The sequence below is a fragment of the Leisingera sp. S132 genome, from assembly GCF_025144465.1.
Lineage (GTDB): Bacteria > Pseudomonadota > Alphaproteobacteria > Rhodobacterales > Rhodobacteraceae > Leisingera.
The window spans coordinates 1,031,737-1,052,960 of record NZ_CP083553.1 but is presented as its reverse complement, the minus strand read 5'-3'; the positions used below and the strand labels follow the sequence as shown (position 1 = coordinate 1,052,960).

The window sequence follows — 21,224 nt, the reverse complement described above, 5'->3', positions numbered from 1 at the left end:
GTTTTTGTGCAAACACACAAGTTCCGGAATCATCCTCGCACGCCAGAACCGGGCCAAGGGGGTCGGCCAGCCAGCCTCAGCCGCATCCCGAAAGCAACACAGCGCACCCGTTTCACGGGCGCGCTGCTTAAGCCGGAAGAAAGAATTAAGCGGTTCAGGAGCGGCCCTTTCCCGTGGCCTCTTCGACAATGGGCATCCATTTGGCACGGTTCACCGCCAGCCAGCCCCGCGCTGCACCCTGCACAGTTTCCCCACGGACATCCACCAGACTGATCAGCGGTTGCTGATCCCAGATGCTGAGTTGGTAGTTTTCAAGAATTTCATAGGCCGCAGGCCAGCGGTCCTTCAAACCTTTCCAGGCAGCCTTGGCAACGCCGCCGCGCTGGAAATCGCAATCGCCGGTCTCTTGCGGGTTAGGCCCCCACGCCGGATCCGTGTGGCAGACCGGGTCGTATTTGGGCAACCGAACAAACTGCAGTGCATATGTCGACATCGCCCAATGCGGCTGCCAGAAGGTGGCAATGACCGGGCGCTTTTCCTTATAGGCGTTCTGAAACTCTTCAATCATTGCAGCTTCGGACTCTGCCGCGACCACATCGAAGGGAAGCCCAAGCGCACGAATCCGGTCCCCGCCGGGTGAGCCCCAGGATTCAGGGTAAGCCAGATAGCGCCCCTTCTTTCCTTTGCCATCTTTAGAGAAGATTGCAGCGCAGTCGCGAAGCGCCTCCCAATCAGGCAAGCCCGGGCACATCTGTGCAACATAGGGCGGAACGACCACGCCATTGCGCGCATCAAGCCCAAGATCGCCCAGATCAATCATGTCCCCGCCTTCCAAAGCCTCAGTATAGCCAGCGGGTGAACTGGAGGTCCAAACCTCCATGATCGCATGAAGTTCTCCAGACTCGATCTGCGGGAACACCCCGCCCAATTCCGCCTCAACATACTCGACGATATAACCGGCTTCTTCTAGCATGCCGCCAACGATGTAAGTGGACAGATGCTGGCCAGTCCAATTGTTGAGCGCCAGACGGATCGGGGCTTCAACGTCCCCCATGTCAGCTGCTTCGGCGGCCCCCGATGCCGCCAGCGCCGCAAACGCCGCGGCAATCACTTTGATTTTCATTGGCGTTACTCCCGTACTGCCAGTCATCCCACACGCCGCGCCTCAGCGCAGCTCCGGGATCCGGCATATCAGGCGGGAGTTGACAAAGATTAACAGCTCGCAGCAACGGGTGCAGCTTCAGATAGAAAAACGCCTAAAACTTGCTTCAAGGGCGCGTTGTAATCAGCCTGTGCGCCGCGCCACCAGCAGCACCGGATCGTAGGTCAGCGGCAGCTTTCCGCCCTGACCGAACCGTTCCCGGTAGGCATCCTCGAACGACCGCAACTGCCTGCGGCTCCATCCCTGCCGGGCGTTGCCGTTTACCCCGGTCTGACGCAGGTGCCTGAGCAAGTGCAGAGCAGAGGCAAACTCCAGAACCGCCGGACGTTGTGCAATTTGCCGGATTTCCAAGCCTTCCGGCAGAACGGACGGCCATTCATCCGCATCAAGGTAACTGGGTGCCGCGGCGGCAGACCCCATCGCTGCCAGTTCCCGGAACTGGCCGCGGCCAAAGCCCGAAAGCGCCAGCCAGCCGCCCGGCGTCAGATGAGCGGCCAGCCGGGCCATCAGCGCCGGCAGGTCAGGTATCCACTGCACGGTCGAGGCAGAGGCGATCAGATCCAGATCCTGCGGCAGCGGCAGGCTTTCGATCGGGCCGCCCTTGAAGCGGGTCTTTGCTTGGGTGTCCCCTTCCAGAGCCTGCATCACCTGTGCGGCCTCCGGCACCAGGTCGTTCAGAACAAGACTGCCGGCGCTGAACCGCTGCAGCAGCTGCCGGGTGAAGTGGCCAGTGCCGCAACCGAATTCCAGAACGCGGCCAAAGTGCCGCGGCGCCCCCTGATCCTGCAGCATCCGGGCCAGATGTGCCGCCGTTTCCGCCTGCACCGAGGCCGCGCCATGATAGCTTTCAAGCCCGCGCCGGAAGCTTTTCTGCACGCGGGACTGTTCCAGATGCGGCGGCTGCATATCCTTCATCAGAACAGCTCCTCCCACTGTGCAAACCGGTCAAACGGCGCATGCGGCGCGTCCAGATGCGACACGTTTTGCCCGGCCCAGGCGCGGGCCAGATTGGCTGGCGGAAAGATTTTGTCACCGGAGCTGATCCAAACCCGGCTGAACCGCATCTGCGGTGCGTCGCCGCGGCGTTCCACCGACAGCAGCTCGGCCCGCCGGGCCTCGGCATCCAGCGCCTCGGCGTCTTGCGGCGCTCCGAAGACGCGGGTCAGGAACTGCTGGTAACTTTCCAGGTTCAGGGTTTCCACCGTGCGGCGGAACACGGCAGGCGGAATGCCTGTCCCGCGGTTCACCGGCTGCAGGCTGCCGTTCACTGCGGCCTTGCGGCTGAACGGATCTGGCCGCCCCTGCTGCCAATGCGCATAGGACACCACGCCAAACGACCAGGCCAGCAGGCTGACCCGTTCATAACCGGACAGGTCCGGCAGCTCTGCATCCAGATCGGTATAATCACCGGCAAACAGGATGTCCTGCTCGCCTTCCAGGTGCCAGAACACCTCCGGCCCCACAGCCCAGCCGCCGAAGACCACAATGGCCTCGGCTGCCTCGTTCTGTTTGAGCCAGCGGAACTCCATGGCTTACAGCTCCCGCGCCAGACGCAGCATGCCTGCGGTGATTTCGCTCAGTTGCTCCGGCGATGTGATGAAGGGCGGCATCGTGTAGATGTTGGTGCCGAAGGGGCGCAGGAACACGCCCATTTCATGGGCACGGGCATGCGCCTCGTCAGCTGAGACGCGGTGCTTCATCTCAATGACGCCAATGGCGCCCAAAACCCGGACACCTGCCACATTCGGCAAGTTGCGGGCGGGGGCCAGTTCGGCCTGCATCTGTTCGCCGATTGCCGCCACCGTGCCGCGCCAGTCCTGCCCGGTCAGCAGATCCAGCGAGGCCTTGGCCGCCGCGCAGGCCAGCGGGTTGCCCATATAAGTCGGCCCGTGCATGAACAGGCCCGGGTTGCCGCCGCCGATGCCTTCCGCCACGCGGTCGTTGGTCATGGTGCAGGCAAAGGAGATATGGCCGCCGGTCAGCCCCTTGCCGAGGCAGATGATATCCGGCTCCACCGTGCAAAAGCTGGTGGCAAACAGTTCGCCGGTACGGCCAAAGCCGGTGGCGATTTCGTCGAAGATCAAAAGGATGCCCAGCTCGTCGCACAAGGCGCGGGCCTGGTTCAGATATTCCGGGTGGTAGAAATACATGCCGCCGGTGCCCTGCACCACGGGTTCCAGGATAAAGGCGGCGATCCTTTCGGCGTTGGCCTCCAGCACATCGCGCAGTTCACCCAGACCGTTCCGGGCCGGATCATCGATCCACTCCTCGTGAATGCGGACCGGCGGGCGGGAGACGAAATGCTGCACGCTCAGCGCGCCCTGAAACAGATGGTGCATGCCGGTGTCCGGGTCGCAGACGCTCATCGCTTTCCAGGTGTCGCCGTGATAGCCGGAGCGGATGGTGGCGAACTGCTGGCGGTCCGGCTGACCGATGGCGTGCTGGTACTGTACTGCCATTTTCATTGCCACCTCGACCGAGACCGAGCCGCTGTCGCAGTAGAAAATGCGCGTCAGGCTTTCGGGCGTGATCTCCAGCAGCTTGCGGCCCAGGTCGATGGCGGGGTCATGGGTCAGCCCGCCGAACATCACATGCGGCAGAGTGTCGAGCTGGTCATGAATGGCCTTGCAAATCGCCGGGTTCTTGTGGCCGTGCATCATGCACCACCACGACGACATGGCGTCGATCAGCCGGGTGCCATCGTCCAGCGTGATGTGGACGCCTTCGCTTTCCTTCACCACGAAGGTCGGGCCGGGTTTGGCGACATTGGTGTAGGGATGCCAAAGGTGCTGCTGGTCGAATTCCAGCTGGGTGAGGTCTGCGGCACTCATGCCATCTCTCCTTGGGCCAAGGCCTCCCTGATCAGATCCACCCTGATGCTGGTCTGAAAGGCCACGGCCAAGGCGTCAGAGGTCAGCTCGCCCAGCACCGGCAGCCGCCCCAAGTGCGCCGCCTGGCCGAATTGGCAGATGGTTTCCTCCACCGCCGGTTCCGCGTCGCCGATGAATGCAACACCCACAACTGAACACTCCGCATCACGCAGAGCTTTCAGTGACAGCAGCGTGTGGTTGATCGTGCCCAGCTGTGTCCGCGCGCACAGGATCACCGGAGCGCGCCAGCGGGCGAACAGGTCGAGATACAGCACCTTGCGGTTCAGGGGCACCATCAGACCGCCTGCCCCTTCGGCAACGAGCGTGCCCTCAACCTCCGGCAAAGGAAGCGCATCCGGGTCGATCTCCGCGCCCTCGGCCTCGGCCGACAGGTGCGGCGAGGCGGGCAGCTGCAGCAGATACCCCTCCGGCAGTGCCGGACGGCCCGACAGGCGGGAGACGATCTGGCTGTCGGTCTCCTCTTCCAGCCCGGATTGCACCGGCTTCCAGTAGGTCGCGCCCAGCGCCTGCACCAATCCGGCCGAGAAGATGGTCTTGCCGATGCCGGTATCGGTTCCGGTCACGATCAGCGCGCTCATGCTGCACTCTCCATTTCCCGGGCGAGGTCTTCGAACATTCGGGTGATGACCCCCGCCCCCGTGTTCAGCGTGATCGACAGCCGCAGCCGCGAGGTGCCGCGCGGCACTGTCGGCGGGCGGATGCCGCGGATGTCGTAGCCGCGGGCCTGCATCGCTGCGGCCAGCGCCATGGTGCGTTTGTCGTCACCGATCACCACTGGCAGGATCTGGCTTTGGAACCCTTCCAATCCGCAAAGGCGTTTGGCCTCATTCTGGGCAAGGGTGATCCCCTGCCACGCCTGTTCGCGGCGGCCCGGGTTCTGCTGAAGCTCCTGCAAGGCCGCCCGCACCAGCGCCGCGTTCAGCGGCGACGGCGCGGTCGCAAAGATGAAGCCGCGCGCTTTGTTGATCAGCGTCTCGATCAAAACCTTCTGGCCGCAGATGAGCGCGCCGGAGGCGCCCAGCGCCTTGCCGCAGGTGTGCAGGGACAAGACGTTGCGGCGATGGGCGATGCCGTGTGCCAGCCCGCGGCCCAGATCGCCGAACACGCCGGAGGAATGCGCCTCATCCACCACCAGCACTGCGCCCTCTGCATCCGCCAGCGCCATCAGCGCCCCCAGCGGCGCGAGGTCGCCATCCATGGAGTAGACCGCCTCAACCGCGATCCAGACCTGGCCTGCGCCGCCTGACGAGCGCCAGTCCTTCAGCACCCGTGCCGCGTCCTCCGCATCGCTGTGGGCAAAGCTGCGGGTCTCTGCCCGGCCCAGCCGCATCCCGTCGTGGGTGCTGGCATGGATCAGCGCGTCATAGAGCACCAGATCACCCTGCTGCGGCAGCGTGGAGAAAATCGCCTGATTGGCATTGAAACCGCCGCCCATGAACAGCGCAGCCTCGGTGCCGAAGAACGCGGCCGCCTCCGTCTCCAGCAGCTGGTGTTCGGCGTCATTGCCGCGCAACAGGCGCGAACCGCCTGCCCCCACCGGCACCCTGCGCGCCAGCGCATCTGAAGCGGCGGCGCGCAGCACATCGCTGCCTGCCAGCCCAAGGTAGTCATTGGAGGCAAAGTCATGCCCGTCCCGCGGCATCAACTGCCGGTAGCGTCCGCGCGTGCGCAGCGCTTCCAGCGATTTCTCATGCCTGGGGAAGGCGCCCGCCATCAGCGGCTGCCGTCGCAGCCCGCAGCCATGGCGGTGATGCCCAGACGGTCGAACAGCTGCTGGTCCTTGTCCTCTTCGGGGTTGTCCGCAGTCAGCAGCATGTCGCCCACAAAGATCGAGTTGGCACCGGCAAAGAAGCACATCGCCTGCATCTCGTCGGACATATCGGTGCGGCCGGCAGACAGGCGCACGTGGGATTTCGGCATCAGAATGCGGGCCAGCGCCACGGAGCGGACAAATTCGATCGGGTCCAGCTTCTCGACATTGGCGAGCGGCGTGTCGGCGATCGGGATCAGCATGTTCACCGGCACTGAATCCGGATGCACCTCCAATGTGGCCAGCGCCAGCATCATGTCGATGCGGTCCAGCTGCTTTTCCCCCATGCCGACGATGCCGCCGGAGCAGACCTTGATGCCCGCTTCACGCACCCGGTTCAGGGTGTCGATCCGGTCGGCAAAGGTGCGGGTGGTGATGATCTCGGAGTAGTAGCGCTCCGAGGTGTCGATGTTGTGGTTGTAGTAGTCGAGACCGGCGTCGCGCAGGCGGAACACCTGCTCTTCGTCCAGCATCCCCAGGGTCATGCAGGTTTCCATGCCCAGTTCCTTGACGCCCTGCACCATCGCCTCAAGTGCGGCCATGTCGCGATCCTTTGGCGAACGCCAGGCGGCGCCCATGCAGTAGCGGGTGGCCCCGCCTTCCTTGGCTTTCTTGGCCTCGGCGATAACCCGCTGCACCTCGATCAGCTTGGAGGCCGAGAGCTGCGCGCCGTTGCGCGCCGACTGAGAGCAATAGGCGCAATCCTCGGCGCAGCCGCCGGTCTTGATGCTCAGGAGCTTGGATTTCTGCACTTGGTTGGGGTCGAAATACTGCCGGTGCACGGTATGCGCCTGAAACAGCAAGTCCATGAAAGGCTTGTTGTAAATCGCTTCCGCTTCCTCGCGGGTCCAGTCGGTGCGGATGGGTGCAGCGTCCAGCATGCTGTCTCCTGTTCTCTATACCTGTTGGCCATGCGCGGATGGCGTTTCCGGGTTTTATAGATAATTTTGCAGCCCTCGATCAAGCCTCAAAGCTGCGCTGCAGCGATTTGCCCCAATGCCGCACCAATAAGGCCAATACAGAACTGATATTAATGCCAAAAAATAATCTACAAAGATTCCGGTTGACGCAAACCCTACACCTCCCCTAGCCCTATAGGCACGCAGGGGAGTCCCGCCCAAGGGACTGAGAGGCGTCATGGTGCGGGACATCCCGGACCGGCGGCGCGACCCTTTGAACCTGACCCAGTTGATACTGGCGTAGGAAGCAAGAAGCAGCGCACGGCGCCCCGGCGGCAAGCGGTGTTTCGGACAGGCAGCATGCGTGCACCAGCCGTACACCGGCTGTACACCTCCCCTGCCCGTTTTCCTCCGTCCCGGCTCAATTGGTGTTTTTGAACCGAAGGCCCGGAGGAACACCAGATGAACGTCCCCAACCCGAAAATCACCACGGGCGCATTGCCCGCATCGCGCAAGATCTACGTCAGCGGCGAGGTCCACCAGGAGATCCGCGTGCCGATGCGCGAGATCGCCACCCACCCCACCGCGGGCGAGGCGCCACTGCCGGTCTATGACAGCTCCGGCCCCTATACCGATCCGGAGGTGCTGACCGACATCCGCCAGGGCCTGCCGCAGCTGCGCCGCCAGTGGATCGAAGCGCGCGGCGACGTCGAGAGCTACCAGGGCCGCGACGTGAAGCCCGAGGACAACGGCTTTGTCGAAGGCGACCGGCTGACGCCGGAGTTCCCGGTGAAACCCGCCCCCCTGCGCGGCAAGGACGGCGCCGCACCAACCCAGCTGGCCTATGCCCGCGCAGGGCTAATCACGCCGGAGATGGAGTTCGTGGCGATCCGCGAGAACCAGCTGCGTGAGCTGTCGCCCTGCCATGCGAACCGCGATGGCAATGACTTCGGCGCCAATATCCCCGACTATGTGACGCCTGAATTTGTCCGGTCCGAAATCGCCGCCGGACGCGCGATCATCCCCGCCAACATCAACCACCCGGAAATCGAGCCGATGATCATCGGCCGCAATTTCAAGGTGAAGATCAACGCCAACATGGGCACCTCTGCCGTTACCTCCTCGATGGAAGAAGAGGTGGACAAGCTGGTCTGGGCGATCCGCTGGGGCGCCGACACGGTGATGGACCTGTCCACCGGCCGCAACATCCACAACACCCGCGAATGGATCGTGCGCAACTCCCCCGTGCCGATCGGCACAGTGCCGATCTACCAGGCGCTGGAGAAGGTGAACGGCATCGCCGAGGACCTGACCTGGGAAGTGTTCCGCGACACGCTGATCGAGCAGGCGGAACAGGGCGTCGACTATTTCACCATCCATGCGGGTGTGCGGCTGCACATGGTGCCGATGACGGTGAACCGGGTGACGGGGATCGTCTCGCGCGGCGGCTCGATCATGGCGAAGTGGTGCCTGCATCACCACAAGGAAAGCTTCCTCTATGAGCATTTCGAAGAAATCTGCGACATCTGCCGCCAGTATGACGTGAGCTTCTCATTGGGCGACGGCTTGCGCCCCGGTTCCATTGCGGACGCCAATGACGAGGCGCAATTTGCCGAGCTGGAGACCCTGGGCGAGCTGACCAAAATTGCCTGGGCCAAGGACTGCCAGGTGATGATCGAGGGGCCGGGCCATGTCGCCATGCACAAGATCAAGGAGAACATGGACAAGCAGCTGGAGTGCTGCCACGAGGCACCGTTCTATACGCTGGGGCCGCTGACCACCGACATCGCGCCGGGCTATGACCACATCACCAGCGGCATCGGGGCGGCGATGATCGGCTGGTTCGGCTGCGCGATGCTGTGCTACGTGACGCCGAAGGAGCACCTGGGCCTGCCCGACCGCGACGACGTCAAGACCGGGGTGATCACCTACAAGATCGCAGCCCATGCCGCCGATCTCGCCAAGGGTCTGCCGGGGGCGCAGCGCCGCGATGATGCGCTCTCCCGCGCGCGCTTCGAATTCCGCTGGGAGGATCAGTTCAACCTGTCGCTGGACCCGGATACTGCGCGCGAATTCCACGACCAGACCCTGCCGAAACAGGCCCACAAGGTTGCGCATTTCTGCTCCATGTGCGGGCCGAAGTTCTGCTCGATGCGGATCAGCCACGACATCCGCGCCGAGGCGCAGAAGGAGGGCATGGAGGCGATGGCCGCCAAGTTCCGGGAGGGCGGCGAACTGTATGTGCCTGCTGCCGAAGCAGCGGAACCGGCGGAATGATCACCATCGCAGGCGCGGGCCTTGCCGGTCTCGCCTGCGCCTATGAACTGGCGCAGCGCGGGGCGGTGGTCACCGTCTATGAGCGGGGAGAGACACCCGGGGCCGGCAGTGTCGCGCGCTTTGCGGGCGGCATGCTGGCGCCCTGGTGCGAACGCGAAAGCGCCGAAGCGGAGGTGATCACCCTCGGCGGCCGCGCCTTCACCTGGTGGGCCAGGATCACCCCGGTCCACAGGCGCGGCACGCTGGTGGTGGCGCCTGCCCGCGACCGGGCAGAGCTCACCCGCTTTGCCCGCCGCACCACCGCCCACCGCTGCGTGGACGGGGCAGAGATCGGCGCGCTGGAGCCCGCGCTGGCCGGGCGGTTTGCGCAAGGGCTGTTCTTTGAGAAGGAGGCGCATCTGGACCCGCGCCGTGCGCTGCGGGACTTGAGCGCAAAGGTGCAGGACCTGGGGGTGGAAATCCGTTACGGCACCCCTGCCCCGGCCCAGGTCACGCTGGATTGCACCGGCATGGCGGCACCGCTGCCTGGTTTGCGTCCGGTGCGCGGTGAGATGGCCATCCTGCACTGCCCGGAGGTGGAGGTCACCCGCACCCTGCGCCTGCTGCACCCGCGGATGCCGCTCTATCTGGTGCCGCGCGGCGACGGGCATTTCATGATCGGCGCCACCATGATCGAGAGCACTTCCGACCGGGCCGTCACGCTGCGGTCCTTGAGTGAGCTGTTGAGCGCGGCCTTTGCTCTGCACCCGGGGTTTGCCGAGGCCAGCGTGGTGGAGACCGGTGCGGGCCTGCGCCCGGCCTTTGCCGACAACCTGCCGCGGCTTACCGAACAAGAAGGCACGCTTTACCTCAACGGGTTGTACCGTCACGGCTTTCTGCTGGCGCCCGCGATGGCGCAGCAGGCCGCGGACCACCTGCTACCGGAGACATCAGATGAAGATCATCGTGAACGCCAAACCGCATGAGGTTTCGGCAAGTGACCTGCAATCTGCCCTGCGGGAACTCGGCTTTGCCTGTTCCTCGGTTGCGACCGCGCTGAATGGCACATTTGTTGCCCGCGGCCAGCGGGCAGAGGTGCAGCTGGCAGAGGGCGACAGCCTGGAAGTCCTGGCCCCGATGCAGGGAGGCTGAGATGCAATTCTACGGAACAGAGATCACCTCGCGGCTGCTGCTGGGAACGGCGCAATACCCCTCGCCCGCGGTACTGGCCGAGGCGGTGAAGGCAAGCGGCACGGAGATCATTACCGTCAGCTTGCGCCGGGAGACCGCCGATGGGTCCGGCACAGCCTTTTGGCGGGAGCTGCAGAAAACAGGCCGCCGCATCCTGCCGAACACGGCCGGCTGCCATTCGGTGCAGGAGGCGGTGACCACCGCCCGAATGGCATGGGAGCTGTTTGATACGCCCTGGATCAAGCTGGAGGTGATCGGCCATGCGGACACGCTGCAGCCGGATGTGTTCGGGCTGGTCGAGGCGGCGCGTATCCTGAGCAGTGAAGGCTTCCAGGTGTTTCCCTATACCACCGATGATCTGGTGGTGGGGGAGAAGCTCTTGGAAGCAGGCTGTGAAGTGCTGATGCCCTGGGGGGCGCCGATCGGCTCCGGCCAGGGGTTGCGCAACCCGGATGCCCTGCGGGCGATGCGGGCGCATTTTCCGGAGGTGCCGCTGATCGTGGACGCCGGCATCGGGCGGCCCTCGGACGCGGCCCAGGCGATGGAGCTGGGGATGGATGCGGTGCTGCTGAACACCGCGGTCGCCAAGGCCGGGGACCCGGCGGGGATGGCCCGTGCAATGGCGCTGGCGGTTGAGGCTGGCCGCGCGGGGTTTGCAGCCGACCCGATGGAGCGGCGCGACATGGCGGTGCCCTCAACCCCTGTCCTTGGAATGGCGGAGTTTGCATGATGGAACGGTTTTATCTGATCACAGGCCATGTGGGACGGCTGGAGCTGCTGGTGCCGCAAGGCGCGAAACTGGTGCAGCTGCGCATCAAGGACCAGCCGGATGCCGAAGTGCGCCGCCAGATCGCCCGGGCGCGCGACTTCTGCGCGGTGCATGATGCCCAGCTGGTGGTCAATGACCACTGGCAGGCGGCGCTGGACCTGAATTGCCGCTTTGTGCACCTGGGGCAGGAGGACATGGACAGTGCCGATTTTGCCGCGCTGCGCCGCAAGGGGGTCCGCTTTGGCCTGTCGACCCATGACGAGGCGGAACTGGACCGCGCCTTGTCGCTTGGACCTGCATATGTGGCGCTGGGGCCGGTCTATCCGACGCTTCTGAAGAAGATGAAGTGGGGGCCGCAGGGGCTGGAGCGGGTGACGCGCTGGAAACAGATGGCGGGTGATGTGCCGCTGGTTGCCATCGGCGGGCTGACGCCGGAGCGGCTGCCGGGGGTGTTTGCCGCGGGCGCCGACAGCGCGGCGGTGGTGACAGACATCCAGATGGCCGATGATCCTGAGGCCCGCACCCGCGAATGGGTACAGGCCTGCCTGATCCGGGAGGACGCATGAGCCGCTATGCGCGCCAAATGATCCTGCCGGAGGTCGGTGCAGAGGGGCAGGCACGCCTCGCCCGCGCCCATGTGCTGGTGGTAGGCGCCGGGGGGCTTGGCTGTCCGGTGCTTCAATTCCTGGGCGGCGCGGGTGTCGGGCGGATCACGGTGATGGATGGCGACGTGGTGGAGGAGAGCAACCTGCACCGGCAGGTGCTCTATTCCACCGCAGACATCGGCTTGCCCAAGGCGCAAGCGGCCCGGCAGCAAGTGCTGGCAGCCAATCCAGGCCTCCAGGTCACAGCGCAAGTCCGGCGCCTCGATGCGGCCAATGCGGTGCAGATGGTGGCAGCAGCCGATCTGGTGGTGGATGCAGCGGACAGTTTTGCGGTGTCTTATATCCTCTCTGACGAATGCCTGCGGCAAGGCAAAGTGCTGATTTCGGCCTCTGCATTGGGCCAGTCGGGCTATGCCGGGGGCTTCTGCGGCGGCGTGCCGTCCCTGCGGGCGGTGTTCCCGGACTTGCCCGCACAGGCAGCGACCTGCGCCACCGCCGGGGTGATGGGGCCGGTGGTTGGCATGATCGGCGCGCTGCAGGCGCAACTGGCGCTGAAGGCGCTGCTGGACCATCAGCCCTCGCCGCTGGGGCAGCTGTTTGTTTTCCGGCTGGGAGATTTGCAGGTGAGTTCCTTCCGCTTTGACGGGGCTGAGGAGCCGGAAGAGCCCCTGTCCTTCATAGCGGCCTCCCATATCACACCGGAGGACACGGTGATCGAGCTGCGTGACACCACGGAGGCGCCTGAGTTGCCGGTACCGCAGGCCGTGCGGATCGCCCGTGCGGATCTGCCGGCCGCGGGTCTGCCGCGCGAAGGGCGGGTCGTGTTGTGCTGCCGCAGCGGGCTGCGGGCCTGGGGCGCGGCGCAGGATCTGCAGCAGGCAGGGTACAGCGATCTGGCCCTGCTCGCCGCCGGGAACAGCGCATGACGGTGATCCTGGCCATTGGCGGCACCGACAGCAGCGGCGGCGCGGGGCTGACACGGGATACGGCGATGGCCGCAGAGCTGGGCGTAGCGGTCCGTCCGGTGGTGACAGCCGTCACCGTCCAAACAAACGCAGCGGTTCTGGGTGTTCACCCCTGCCCGCCCGAGGCAGTGGCGGATCAGGTTCGCGCGGCGCTGGCAACAGCCCCGCTGCCGGAGGCCGTGAAGATCGGCATGCTGGGGTCGGCCGCGGTCGCGGAGGCTGTCGAGACTGCCTTGCCAGCCGGGCTGCCCATTGTGCTGGATCCGGTTCTGAAAGCGACTTCCGGCGGCACATTGATGGACGCGGTCGGCTTTGGCCCTTTGCTGAGCCGGGCCGCGCTGGTCACGCCGAACCTGGCCGAACTGGAGGTGCTCGCCAGGACTGACGGCCCGCTTGAGAGGCAAGCGGCGGCCCTGCTGGCCCAAGGCGTGCAGGCTGTGCTGGTCAAAGGCGGGCACGGCAGCGGCACCGAGAGCACCGATCTGCTGTGCACTCCGGACGGCGCGGTCATTCCCTTTGCGGCGCAGCGGCTGCCGGTGTCGAAGCGCGGCACTGGATGCAGCCTTGCCACCGCCGTTGCCTGCCATCTGGTGCAGGGTGCCGCACTACCGGATGCTTGCAGCAAGGCTAAGGAAGCCGTGCAACGCTGGCTGGGCCGATGACCGCGGCAAGGTCGCTGGCAGACGGTTTTCAGGCCGGTTTCAGGACGGAGCAGAGCTTTCAGGCTGCCTAGGGTCGCAGCAGAACCGCTGACGCTTCGACCAGGAGACCTGCCGCATGACCGACATCACCGCACTCTCCGCCGAAAACATGGCCCGAAAACTGCGGTCACGGGAACTGAGCGCACGGGAGGTGCTGGCGGCCCACAAGGCACAGGCGGAAGCGCGGGAGGGCACCGTGAATGCCTTTGTCACTCTGGACTGGGACGCGGCAGAAAAACGGGCCGAAGAGCTGGATGTGATGGCCGCACGCGGGGAATTTGCCGGGCCGCTGCATGGGCTGCCGGTTGCCATCAAGGATTGCTTCGAAACCAAGGGGCTGCGCACGACCTGGGGGTCGAAGAGCTTTGAGGCCTTTGTGCCGGATCACGACGCGCTGCATGTGGCCCGGCTGCGCGCAGCCGGTGCGGTGATCACCGGCAAGACCAATACGCCGGAGTTCACACTGTCCGGCCAGACAACCAATCTGGTCGCGGGCACAACCCGCAACCCGCTGAACCCGCAGAAATCGGTAGCGGGCAGTTCCGGCGGCGCGGCGGCAGCGCTGGCGGCAGGCATGGCGGCGCTGGCCGATGGTTCCGACCTTGGCGGCAGCACCCGCACACCAGCGGCCTGGTGCGGGGTGGTGGGGATGCGCCCCTCCTCCGGGCTGGTTCCCTATGGCCCGAACCCGGCGCCCTTTGACGGGTTGTCGGTGCCAGGACCGATGGCGCGGAGCGTGCGGGACCTGGCGCTGATGCTGGAGGTGATGCAGGGCAACACGGCCTGCCAGCCGCTGGGTTTCTGGCAGGCACTTCCGCGGCTGGCGGAGCTGGAAGAGGCCCTTGCCCCGCGCTCTGGCAGAGTGGCGCTATCCTTGTCCCCGTTTGGCTCCAGCGTGGAGCCATCCGTGCAGGCGGCGATTGCCCCGGTGGAGGCACTGTGCCGCGAGCTGGGCTGGCAGGTCGCAGAAAAAACGCCGCCGCTGGAGCCGCTGCTGGCGCATCAGGACATCATCCGGGGCCAATGCGCGCTGCAGCTCCGGGCCGCATTGCAGCCGGATATGGCGCTGGCGGGCGAAAGCTACCGCACCGCCTGCGCCCAGGCCGAGGGGCGCAGCCTGGCAGAGTTGATTGCCTATCAGACAACCCGCGCCCGGGTCTGGGCGGATGTTTGCGCCTTCTTTGAAGGCTATGACTTCGCCCTCTGGCCCACCGCGGCGGGGATGCCGTTCTCCGCTGAGCTGCGCGACGGGGAGATCACCGAGGACTGGCGCACGGTGACGCTGACGCCGCCGATGGAGCTGCCCTCGGTCTCGATCCCCTTCGGCACCTCTGCTGACGGGATGCCCGTTGGGCTGCATATCACCGGGCCGAAAGGATCCGATGCGCGGCTGCTGCAGTTTGCCCGCAATATCGAGCGGGCGATCCAGGGCTGACGTGCCTCAGCGCATCCAGAATCCTTCGGATTTGATCCGGTTGCGGATCGCCTGTTCGCGCCGGGGCAGGTTTTCCCGGTCAAACAGCGCCCGCACCTTGTCGCCGCGGCCCTGATAGACCATGCGCTTAATCGGCTCGTAGCCCTTCAGCACCTTCTTGATCCGGTTCGGCGCGGCAACCTGGTGCAGCACCTCTACCACGCGGTCGCTTTCGCGCGCATAAAGCAACGGAAACAAGCGGTAATGGCAGCTGGTTTCGCCGTCGAGATAGCCTGCGGGCAGGGCATCGCGCCCGCCGCCAAAAGAGTGGATCACCAGCGGCAGCACGACCTGATCCAGCCAGGGATCGAGGCTCTGCCCCACCAGCTCCGGCGGCGGATCGTGCATGACCGATTGCGCATATTCCAAGAACCGCGCACCAAAGGCCTGCGGGCAGGCGCCGTAGAAGAAGCCCGCGTTGAAATAGAGGTAGCGTTTCCAGTATTCGTCCGGCTGGCTGAGGTCGAGGCTGGACTGGAAATCAAGGCCGAAGCGGTCATAGAGCGCCTGCCAGATGCCCGCATACCCCGGCCCATAGAGCGTCGGCTTGGGCCAGGTGCCCTCAACCCTCAGCGAGGCGCAGGGCCGGGAGAAGTCAAACGGCACCTCCGCCAGCTCGCCGGTGATCAGCGTGTCGGTATCGAAAAAGACAAACGGCTCCCCCTCAGGCAGCGCCTGCAGCGCCTCGATCTTGTTGCCATAGGGGTACGCAGCGCCGAACACCTTGCTTTCGAACGGCAGGATTTCCGCATCCAGATCCGCAAGCGCCTGCAGCACATCCGGGTTGCGGATGCCGGGATCCTTCTCCCACTGCGGTCCCGGCTGCGGCACCGCAACGAACAGGCGCCCGGCGAACCCGGGCGAGCATTGGCGCAGCGAGGCCGCAAACAGCAGCGCCTCATACTGCAGCCGGCCCGCCTGGCCGACGATCATCACATTGAAGGGGTCATTTGCCATTGTTTTCCCCGTTTTCCGCCGCCGCCCGGCGGTTAGGACTGCGCGTTAAGGCCGCAAAGAGACTTGCCTGCTACGCTAGCTATAAGCCGACAAACAGCCGCGCAACCGGCCATTGGAATTTCGGGCCGCCTTGTGACGCAAAAGGCGCCGTTAGTGGAGAGAAACGATGTTTGATGTGATCCTGGCTATTATAGCCGCCTCGGCGCAGCCCGGGACGGAGAGCGGCGCGCCGGAACCCGCGGCTGCCGCGCCAGCGTCCGCTGCCGTTCAAACCGCCCTGACCGCAGAACCGCAGGAGGCCACCGGCCGCTTCACCACCGCGCTGGAGGTCAAGCCGATCCTGGCCGCGACCCAGGCCAACTGGATCCATGTCCGCGAATTCGACGGCCAGGACCTGCTCTACGTGACCCACCTCTGGTCCTGGCGCTGCGGCCTGGCGCAAGTCAAACTGGGAGTGAACGGCGAGGCACCGGAAATCTGGCCGCTGCCAGACTGTCATTTGGAAGAAGGTTTTCCCAACATGATCAAGGAAGAAGACGGCTTGCCCTACCGCGGCTATCCGCTCGGCTCAATCGAGCAGATTGCGGTCGAGGTGACCTATGACGACCTGAGCACCGAAAGCCTGACCTTCAGCCGCAATGGCCAGCCCCTGCAGTGACCGCGCGGCGCCCGGCACGCGCGCCAGATGCCGCGTGCTGCCTGGCCGGAGCCCCCGGCCGGCGCATCCGGAGGAGAAGATTGTCTCCCCCCGATACGAGCGCCCGCTGCAAGCAGATTTTTTTTCTGCAGCCCTGAGCTTCGGGCCAATGCCCCCCAGCACTTCCGGGCAGGGATCGGCACAGTCGTTTTCACGCCAAACAATTGAGCTCGAAGAGCTTACCATTGATCTCACCGGTGACCTGACAGATATCCTGCCGGCCGCAACCCCGCCGGAAAGTGCCCGCGTTGCGGCGCAGCATTCTAAACGTCCATTGGTGCATCAGGAGCCTAGCGGCAAAAGGACAAAAGGCCCCCGCTGTTGGCGGAGGCTTGGCCGGAAACGGTGGTTGCGGGAGTAGGATTTGGACACTGTTTTCTGCGGCTTGTTAACGTCGCAACGCTTGCAGCAAGATAGCCTTTCAGGGAAAGCTCTCACAAGAAGCTGAGATCACGATGGCACAGCGAGTTCCCACACACATGGCCAAGGTTGAGCTGCCGCTCCAGGTTTCAAAGTGCTGCCGCAAGTGCCCGTGCAGCAGCGCACAAGCAGGAATTATTTACTGGAAAACTGCCGCATCGCGCCGGCCCGGTCCTCGACGTGGTAAGACTGCACGATCACACAACCCTCAAGCTTGTGAATGTCGATCGTCAGGATATCAAAGCCGCGGCCTTCGCCATCAACGCCGAACAGGGGGCCGGCAGGTGTGCCTATGGCGCGGCTGCGGACGACCACAGTATCGCCGTCCTGGTACATATCCTGCACTGTCCATTCGAGATCGGGGATTAACTTGGCAAACCCGCCCATTTGACCGACGAAAGCGTCCCGGGACTTGGTCTTGACGGAATAATCTCCGGTGCTGACCCAGCCTTCGGCAGTGGCTTCCAGAAAGGCCGCCGTGTGGGGTTCGGATCCTGGGTTGTTGAGCAAATCGTAGAAGATCTGCACAGTTTCCTGGTCGTCAGCGGCTGCAACGGTCGCATTGGTGGCAAGAGCCATGAACAGGCCGGCTGCGAATTTCTTGAGACAGCTCATCGGGTACACTCCAAACTTTCAGCTGTCTGACAGGGCTGGCTGTACGCGCCCGTCGAAGGCAGTGTGGACAAAGCCCAAATGAGGCATAGTTTTGTACTGTTAGTACTGTTAGATAAATCTATTCGATCAGATGATGCAATAATCGACCACCTCCGCCAGATCGCCATCTTCGCCAAGACCATTGACCACGACTCCTTTCGCGGCGCCGCGAATGAGCTTCGCCTGTCTCCCTCGGTGGTCAGCCACCACATTTCTCAGCTCGAAGACCACCTCGGTGTCGCCCTGCTCTACCGCGCGACACGCAAGCTTACCCTGACACGAGAAGAGGAACGGCTGCTATCTGCGGCACGCAACATGCTGGACGCCGTCGAAAGCGATTTGCTCGACCTCACGGCCTCGGCGAGCGAACCCAGCGGGGAGTTGCGGATCACCGCGCCTTCGGTCCTGTCCCAATCGCCTTTCACGGAAATGATGGCGCATTTCTCAGCGCGCTATCCACGCCTACGCATCACGCTTGATTTCACCGACAGCCGCAAGGAGCTGGTGGGGGACGGATTCGATGCCGCGATCCGGATGGGGCTCCATTTCAAACCCTCGCCCGACACCCGGAAACTGTTCGAGGTGCCCCGCTCCCTAGTGGCGGCGCCCGGCTTCATTGCACTGCAAACGCCTGTCCGGGAGCCCAAGGACCTGCGCAATTGGCCGTGGATCGAACTGGCGCCAGTGCAGAGCATACCGGTGCGTTTCCAAAAGAACAGCAAGCAACAGGCCGTGCATCGCAAGCCGGCCCAATTGATCTGCAACGACGCGCATGCACTCTATAGCCTGGCGCGAGCAGGCGCCGGGCTTGCGATCGTCCCGGAATTTCTTGCTCAGGACGACGCTGCCGCAGGGCACATCCGTTACGTTGTTCCGGATTGGCAGCTTGCCCCGGCAATCGTGTTCGCACAATGGCCGCCGAACGCACCGAAACATGGGCTGATCAAACTTCTCGTCAGTTTTCTCACCGAAGCCCGGAGTTAGCCCTGTCGCCGGATCTGCGGAGCCATTCAGACATAGGAGCTTGGCTGCGGGCTGTCTGACAGCGGCATGCTCCGAAACCGAACGCCTGGCACCCCTTCTACCCGCTTTTCCTTGCCAGACGGCGGCGCTGCAAGATGATTATCAGGCCAAGCACTGCCAATGCCGGAATGTAGACCAGCTCCTTTGGCAGCTGTCCGGCCGGTGCCAAGACCAAGACCAAGACCAACAGGTTCAGCAGCGTAAAAGTCGAACCCTTGCAGCACTTCGGAAAACCGGGTTCCGAACATCGGTTCTTCCACACGCACCTTCCTGCCTCCTTGGGCCAGCCATAGCCCTGCCGCAGCAATCTGATCCACACCGCTGCCATCGGTGGCTGGCAGGACCAGTGTTGTCTGCTTGGTCTCGCCGGTACCAAAGTCCGGCCCGGAAACGGTCAGCCTCAGCTCGTCGCCTGGCGCCGCAGCCTCCAGCGTCTGCGCCAGCTGGACAGGCGGCAGCGTGGCAAATGGCGGCTGGATCCGGTCCATGAAGAAATCCGGGCGGAACAGCGCAAAGGCGACAAGCACCAGCGCCACGCTTTCAAAAAAACGCGAGCGGGTTACGAACCAGCCCATTGTGCCGACGGTAAAGACAAGGATCCCGGCGGAGGCAACGGCAAATGTTGTGATGCCGCCGATCCAGCCCACATCAATCAGTAAAAAGTCAGTGTTGAAGATGAAGACAAACGGCAGGGCAACCATGCGCAGGCTGTAAAAGAAAGCGGTGAACCCGGTGCGGATGGCGTCGCCGCCTGACACCGCCGCGGCTGCGAAACTTGCGAGACCAACCGGCGGTGTAACATCGGCCATGATGCCGAAGTAAAAGACAAACAGATGTACGGCGACCAGCGGCACGATCAGGCTGCTTTGGGCGCCAAGCTCAACCACCACCCCGGCTATCGGAGAACTGACGACGATGTAATTCGCAGTTGTCGGCAGCCCCATGCCCAGAACCAGGCTGAGGAAGCCAACCAAAACCAGCATCAAAACAAGATTGCCGCCAGAAAGGAACTCCACCAGATCGGCCATTACCTGTCCGACGCCGGTCAATGTGACCGTGCCCACAATCACCCCTGCCATCGCAGTCACATGCCCGATGCCGATCATGTTGCGGGCACCGCCGATCAACCCTCCGGTCAGACCCGCCAGCCCGTCCCGGAATCCCTTGAAAAAATTGCCCTACCTCCGGAAGAACGCCTTCAGCGGCCGTTGAATCAACAGGATCACCATCAGCAGCATCGAAGCCCAGAAGGCTGACAGTCCCGGCGATTTTTGCTCAATCATCAGGAAATTGACCAGCACGATGATCGACAGAAGATAGTAAAGGCCGGACAGGTAAATCTCGGAGACAACCGGCAATTCGACCTCACGGGCATTGGGATCGTCCGGCTCCAGGTCGTCCACGCGCGAAGCAACGAAAAGCAAGGCGGCATAGGCCAGCAGCAGCGCGGCCAGAGCGATCGTCGAGCCCTGAGGCATCAGAGCAACGATCTAGGAAACAGGGAACTGGACGCCATAGCAAAGCAGCGCAAACCCCGCAAAGAACACGGCCATTCCGGCGATAGTCATGCCGAAGCTGACAACCCGGCTGCCTAGGGTCGGCATGTTGTTTTCCGGAACCAGCATCCTCGGTTCCCTTCAACTGTCCCGCATTGCAAAGCCGGAGGCAGCTGGCTGCCTCCGGCGGACGTGTCACTCAAGCAAGCCCTGCTCGCGGTAGTACTTCAGGGCACCGGGGTGGATCGGCGCGGAAAGGCCAGCCGACACCATTTCCTCTTTGGTCAGGCTGGCAAAAGCCGGGTGGAACTTCCGGAAGTCATCGAAGTTGTTGAAGATTGACGAGACCAGCGCATAAACAGCTTCATCCGGAACGTCGGCGGACGTCACCAGCGTTGCGCCGACACCGAAGGTGGCAACGTCACCGTCAGTGCCGCGGTACATCCCGCCGGGGATGGTGGCAGAGCGGTAGTAGGCATTGTCGCTAATCAGCCCGTCTACAGCCTCGCCGGTCACCGGCACCAGTTTGGCATCGCAGGTGGTTGCTGCTTCAGTCAGATTGCCGGAGGGGTGGCCTGCGGTGATGATGAAGGCATCGATCTGGTTGTCGCACAGCGCCGCAGACTGCTCCGCCGACTTCAGCTCGGACGCCAGGGCAAAAGTGTTCTTGGTCCATCCCTTTGCCTCCATCAGCACTTCCATGGTACCGCGCTGGCCGGAACCGGGGTTGCCGATGTTGACGCGCTTGCCTGCCAAGTCGTCAAAATGTTCGATGCCTGCATCAGCCCGCACCATCACGTTGAACGGCTCGGCATGAACCGAGAACACCGCCCTCAGATCCTCGAATGGACCAGCCTCTTCAAACTTTGACGTGCCCTGCAGCGCGTGGAACTGCCAGTCTGACTGGGCAACGCCGAATTCCAGCTCACCTTCGCGGATGGTGTTGATGTTGTAGACAGAACCACCGGTGGATTCGACGGTGCAACGAACGCCGGTTTCCTTCCGGTTCTTGTTCATCAGGCGGCAAATCGAGCCGCCGGTGGGGTAATAAACCTCGGTAACGCCGCCAGTGCCGATGGTCACAAATTGTTCAGCCTGTGCCGCCGCAGCGCCAATCGCCACGGTCATTGCGGTTGCAAGGATCAGGTTCTTTCTCATCGTTTTCCTCCCTTTGAGAATGATTTCCTTAGATGTGCTGCGCTCCATTTCTCAGCGCCAAATTGCCAAACGAACCCGCCGCACTCTGGCGGTTCG

The 21,224-nt window shown here is 63.8% G+C and carries 20 protein-coding genes, 1 pseudogene and 1 riboswitch; of the genes and pseudogenes, 10 read left to right on the top strand and 11 right to left on the bottom strand.

Annotation, left to right across the window (positions count from 1 at the left end; genetic code table 11):
* Window positions 1-154: 154 nt before the first annotated feature.
* The 7 genes from K3725_RS05135 to bioB all read right to left on the bottom strand — a co-directional run bounded on the left by K3725_RS05135 (window position 155) and on the right by bioB (window position 6,744).
* Window positions 155-1,123: an ABC transporter substrate-binding protein gene (locus tag K3725_RS05135; protein ID WP_260017764.1), complete on the bottom strand. Its 969-nt coding sequence runs from the start codon at window positions 1,121-1,123 to the stop codon at window positions 155-157.
* A 162-nt stretch (window positions 1,124-1,285) separates the two neighbouring features.
* Entirely contained in the window at window positions 1,286-2,077 is a 792-nt protein-coding gene (locus K3725_RS05130) for a methyltransferase domain-containing protein (protein ID WP_260017763.1), read from the bottom strand.
* On the bottom strand, window positions 2,077-2,691 hold the full coding sequence (locus tag K3725_RS05125; protein ID WP_260017762.1) for a pimeloyl-ACP methyl esterase BioG family protein: 615 nt from the start codon (window positions 2,689-2,691) through the stop codon (window positions 2,077-2,079). Before K3725_RS05125 ends, K3725_RS05130 begins: the two co-directional genes overlap by 1 nt.
* Window positions 2,692-2,694: 3 nt before the next feature.
* Window positions 2,695-3,993, bottom strand: a complete 1,299-nt coding sequence (bioA, locus tag K3725_RS05120; protein ID WP_260017761.1) for an adenosylmethionine--8-amino-7-oxononanoate transaminase — start codon at window positions 3,991-3,993, stop codon at window positions 2,695-2,697.
* Entirely contained in the window at window positions 3,990-4,631 is a 642-nt protein-coding gene (gene bioD, locus K3725_RS05115) for a dethiobiotin synthase (protein WP_260017760.1), read from the bottom strand. Before bioD ends, bioA begins: the two co-directional genes overlap by 4 nt.
* Window positions 4,628-5,767 carry an 8-amino-7-oxononanoate synthase gene (locus tag K3725_RS05110; protein WP_260017759.1) on the bottom strand — a complete coding sequence of 380 codons (1,140 nt, stop codon included), beginning with the start codon at window positions 5,765-5,767 and terminating at the stop codon, window positions 4,628-4,630. The genes bioD and K3725_RS05110 overlap by 4 nt, the downstream gene beginning before the upstream one ends.
* The gene (gene bioB / locus K3725_RS05105; RefSeq protein WP_260017758.1) at window positions 5,767-6,744 is read right to left on the bottom strand and encodes a biotin synthase BioB; all 978 of its coding nucleotides are present in this window, start codon (window positions 6,742-6,744) and stop codon (window positions 5,767-5,769) included. The genes K3725_RS05110 and bioB overlap by 1 nt, the downstream gene beginning before the upstream one ends.
* 213 nt (window positions 6,745-6,957) lie before the next feature.
* Window positions 6,958-7,086: riboswitch (TPP riboswitch) on the top strand.
* 138 nt (window positions 7,087-7,224) lie between these two features.
* On the opposite strand from bioB, the gene thiC reads away from it, so the two are divergent.
* From thiC to K3725_RS05065, 8 genes are all read left to right on the top strand, one after another.
* Window positions 7,225-9,039 (top strand): phosphomethylpyrimidine synthase ThiC, encoded by a 1,815-nt coding sequence (thiC, locus tag K3725_RS05100; RefSeq protein WP_260017757.1) that lies wholly within the window; start codon window positions 7,225-7,227, stop codon window positions 9,037-9,039.
* Window positions 9,036-10,004 (top strand): FAD-dependent oxidoreductase, encoded by a 969-nt coding sequence (locus tag K3725_RS05095; RefSeq protein WP_260017756.1) that lies wholly within the window; start codon window positions 9,036-9,038, stop codon window positions 10,002-10,004. The genes thiC and K3725_RS05095 overlap by 4 nt, the downstream gene beginning before the upstream one ends.
* A complete protein-coding gene (thiS, locus tag K3725_RS05090) occupies window positions 9,973-10,170 on the top strand; it encodes a sulfur carrier protein ThiS (protein ID WP_260017755.1) in 198 nt (65 codons plus the stop codon). The genes K3725_RS05095 and thiS overlap by 32 nt, the downstream gene beginning before the upstream one ends.
* A gap of 1 nt (window position 10,171) precedes the next feature.
* Window positions 10,172-10,939 carry a thiazole synthase gene (locus tag K3725_RS05085; protein ID WP_260017754.1) on the top strand — a complete coding sequence of 256 codons (768 nt, stop codon included), beginning with the start codon at window positions 10,172-10,174 and terminating at the stop codon, window positions 10,937-10,939.
* The gene (locus tag K3725_RS05080) at window positions 10,939-11,544 is read left to right on the top strand and encodes a thiamine phosphate synthase (protein WP_260018568.1); all 606 of its coding nucleotides are present in this window, start codon (window positions 10,939-10,941) and stop codon (window positions 11,542-11,544) included. Before K3725_RS05085 ends, K3725_RS05080 begins: the two co-directional genes overlap by 1 nt.
* Window positions 11,541-12,509, top strand: coding sequence for a ThiF family adenylyltransferase (locus tag K3725_RS05075; protein WP_260017753.1), 969 nt, complete (start codon window positions 11,541-11,543; stop codon window positions 12,507-12,509). The genes K3725_RS05080 and K3725_RS05075 overlap by 4 nt, the downstream gene beginning before the upstream one ends.
* Entirely contained in the window at window positions 12,506-13,210 is a 705-nt protein-coding gene (locus tag K3725_RS05070; protein ID WP_260017752.1) for a hydroxymethylpyrimidine/phosphomethylpyrimidine kinase, read from the top strand. The genes K3725_RS05075 and K3725_RS05070 overlap by 4 nt, the downstream gene beginning before the upstream one ends.
* A 115-nt stretch (window positions 13,211-13,325) precedes the next feature.
* Window positions 13,326-14,684, top strand: coding sequence for an amidase (locus K3725_RS05065; protein WP_260017751.1), 1,359 nt, complete (start codon window positions 13,326-13,328; stop codon window positions 14,682-14,684).
* Window positions 14,685-14,690: 6 nt separating this feature from the next.
* Here the strand turns inward: K3725_RS05065 and K3725_RS05060 are convergent, their stop codons facing one another.
* Window positions 14,691-15,680, bottom strand: a complete 990-nt coding sequence (locus K3725_RS05060) for a hypothetical protein (RefSeq protein WP_260017750.1) — start codon at window positions 15,678-15,680, stop codon at window positions 14,691-14,693.
* 166 nt (window positions 15,681-15,846) lie between these two features.
* Here K3725_RS05060 and K3725_RS05055 point away from each other — a divergent pair, with 166 nt between their 5' ends.
* Entirely contained in the window at window positions 15,847-16,338 is a 492-nt protein-coding gene (locus tag K3725_RS05055) for a hypothetical protein (protein ID WP_260017749.1), read from the top strand.
* Window positions 16,339-16,932: 594 nt separating this feature from the next.
* Here the strand turns inward: K3725_RS05055 and K3725_RS05050 are convergent.
* The gene (locus K3725_RS05050) at window positions 16,933-17,412 is read right to left on the bottom strand and encodes an ester cyclase (RefSeq protein WP_260017748.1); all 480 of its coding nucleotides are present in this window, start codon (window positions 17,410-17,412) and stop codon (window positions 16,933-16,935) included.
* A gap of 63 nt (window positions 17,413-17,475) precedes the next feature.
* Here K3725_RS05050 and K3725_RS05045 point away from each other — a divergent pair, with 63 nt between their 5' ends.
* Window positions 17,476-18,435, top strand: a complete 960-nt coding sequence (locus K3725_RS05045; protein ID WP_260017747.1) for a LysR family transcriptional regulator — start codon at window positions 17,476-17,478, stop codon at window positions 18,433-18,435.
* A 97-nt stretch (window positions 18,436-18,532) separates the two neighbouring features.
* Here K3725_RS05045 and K3725_RS05040 read toward each other — a convergent pair.
* Window positions 18,533-20,087, bottom strand: a pseudogene (locus K3725_RS05040) (DUF3394 domain-containing protein); the annotation flags it as partial.
* A gap of 78 nt (window positions 20,088-20,165) precedes the next feature.
* Window positions 20,166-21,128 (bottom strand): TAXI family TRAP transporter solute-binding subunit, encoded by a 963-nt coding sequence (locus tag K3725_RS05035; protein WP_260017746.1) that lies wholly within the window; start codon window positions 21,126-21,128, stop codon window positions 20,166-20,168.
* Window positions 21,129-21,224 lie beyond the last annotated feature (96 nt).

Bases quoted from the DNA above. Each gene is read 5' to 3' on its own strand.
- thiC (WP_260017757.1), top strand. From the start codon at position 7,225: ATGAACGTCCCCAACCCGAAAATCACCACGGGCGCATTGCCCGCATCG.
- K3725_RS05135 (WP_260017764.1), bottom strand. From the start codon at position 1,123: ATGAAAATCAAAGTGATTGCCGCGGCGTTTGCGGCGCTGGCGGCATCG.
- bioB (WP_260017758.1), bottom strand. From the start codon at position 6,744: ATGCTGGACGCTGCACCCATCCGCACCGACTGGACCCGCGAGGAAGCG.
- thiS (WP_260017755.1), top strand. From the start codon at position 9,973: ATGAAGATCATCGTGAACGCCAAACCGCATGAGGTTTCGGCAAGTGAC.
- K3725_RS05080 (WP_260018568.1), top strand. From the start codon at position 10,939: ATGGAACGGTTTTATCTGATCACAGGCCATGTGGGACGGCTGGAGCTG.
- K3725_RS05125 (WP_260017762.1), bottom strand. From the start codon at position 2,691: ATGGAGTTCCGCTGGCTCAAACAGAACGAGGCAGCCGAGGCCATTGTG.
- K3725_RS05110 (WP_260017759.1), bottom strand. From the start codon at position 5,767: ATGGCGGGCGCCTTCCCCAGGCATGAGAAATCGCTGGAAGCGCTGCGC.
- bioD (WP_260017760.1), bottom strand. From the start codon at position 4,631: ATGAGCGCGCTGATCGTGACCGGAACCGATACCGGCATCGGCAAGACC.
- K3725_RS05035 (WP_260017746.1), bottom strand. From the start codon at position 21,128: ATGAGAAAGAACCTGATCCTTGCAACCGCAATGACCGTGGCGATTGGC.
- K3725_RS05095 (WP_260017756.1), top strand. From the start codon at position 9,036: ATGATCACCATCGCAGGCGCGGGCCTTGCCGGTCTCGCCTGCGCCTAT.
- K3725_RS05070 (WP_260017752.1), top strand. From the start codon at position 12,506: ATGACGGTGATCCTGGCCATTGGCGGCACCGACAGCAGCGGCGGCGCG.
- K3725_RS05060 (WP_260017750.1), bottom strand. From the start codon at position 15,680: ATGGCAAATGACCCCTTCAATGTGATGATCGTCGGCCAGGCGGGCCGG.
- K3725_RS05065 (WP_260017751.1), top strand. From the start codon at position 13,326: ATGACCGACATCACCGCACTCTCCGCCGAAAACATGGCCCGAAAACTG.
- K3725_RS05055 (WP_260017749.1), top strand. From the start codon at position 15,847: ATGTTTGATGTGATCCTGGCTATTATAGCCGCCTCGGCGCAGCCCGGG.
- bioA (WP_260017761.1), bottom strand. From the start codon at position 3,993: ATGAGTGCCGCAGACCTCACCCAGCTGGAATTCGACCAGCAGCACCTT.
- K3725_RS05075 (WP_260017753.1), top strand. From the start codon at position 11,541: ATGAGCCGCTATGCGCGCCAAATGATCCTGCCGGAGGTCGGTGCAGAG.
- K3725_RS05130 (WP_260017763.1), bottom strand. From the start codon at position 2,077: ATGAAGGATATGCAGCCGCCGCATCTGGAACAGTCCCGCGTGCAGAAA.
- K3725_RS05050 (WP_260017748.1), bottom strand. From the start codon at position 17,412: ATGAGCTGTCTCAAGAAATTCGCAGCCGGCCTGTTCATGGCTCTTGCC.
- K3725_RS05085 (WP_260017754.1), top strand. From the start codon at position 10,172: ATGCAATTCTACGGAACAGAGATCACCTCGCGGCTGCTGCTGGGAACG.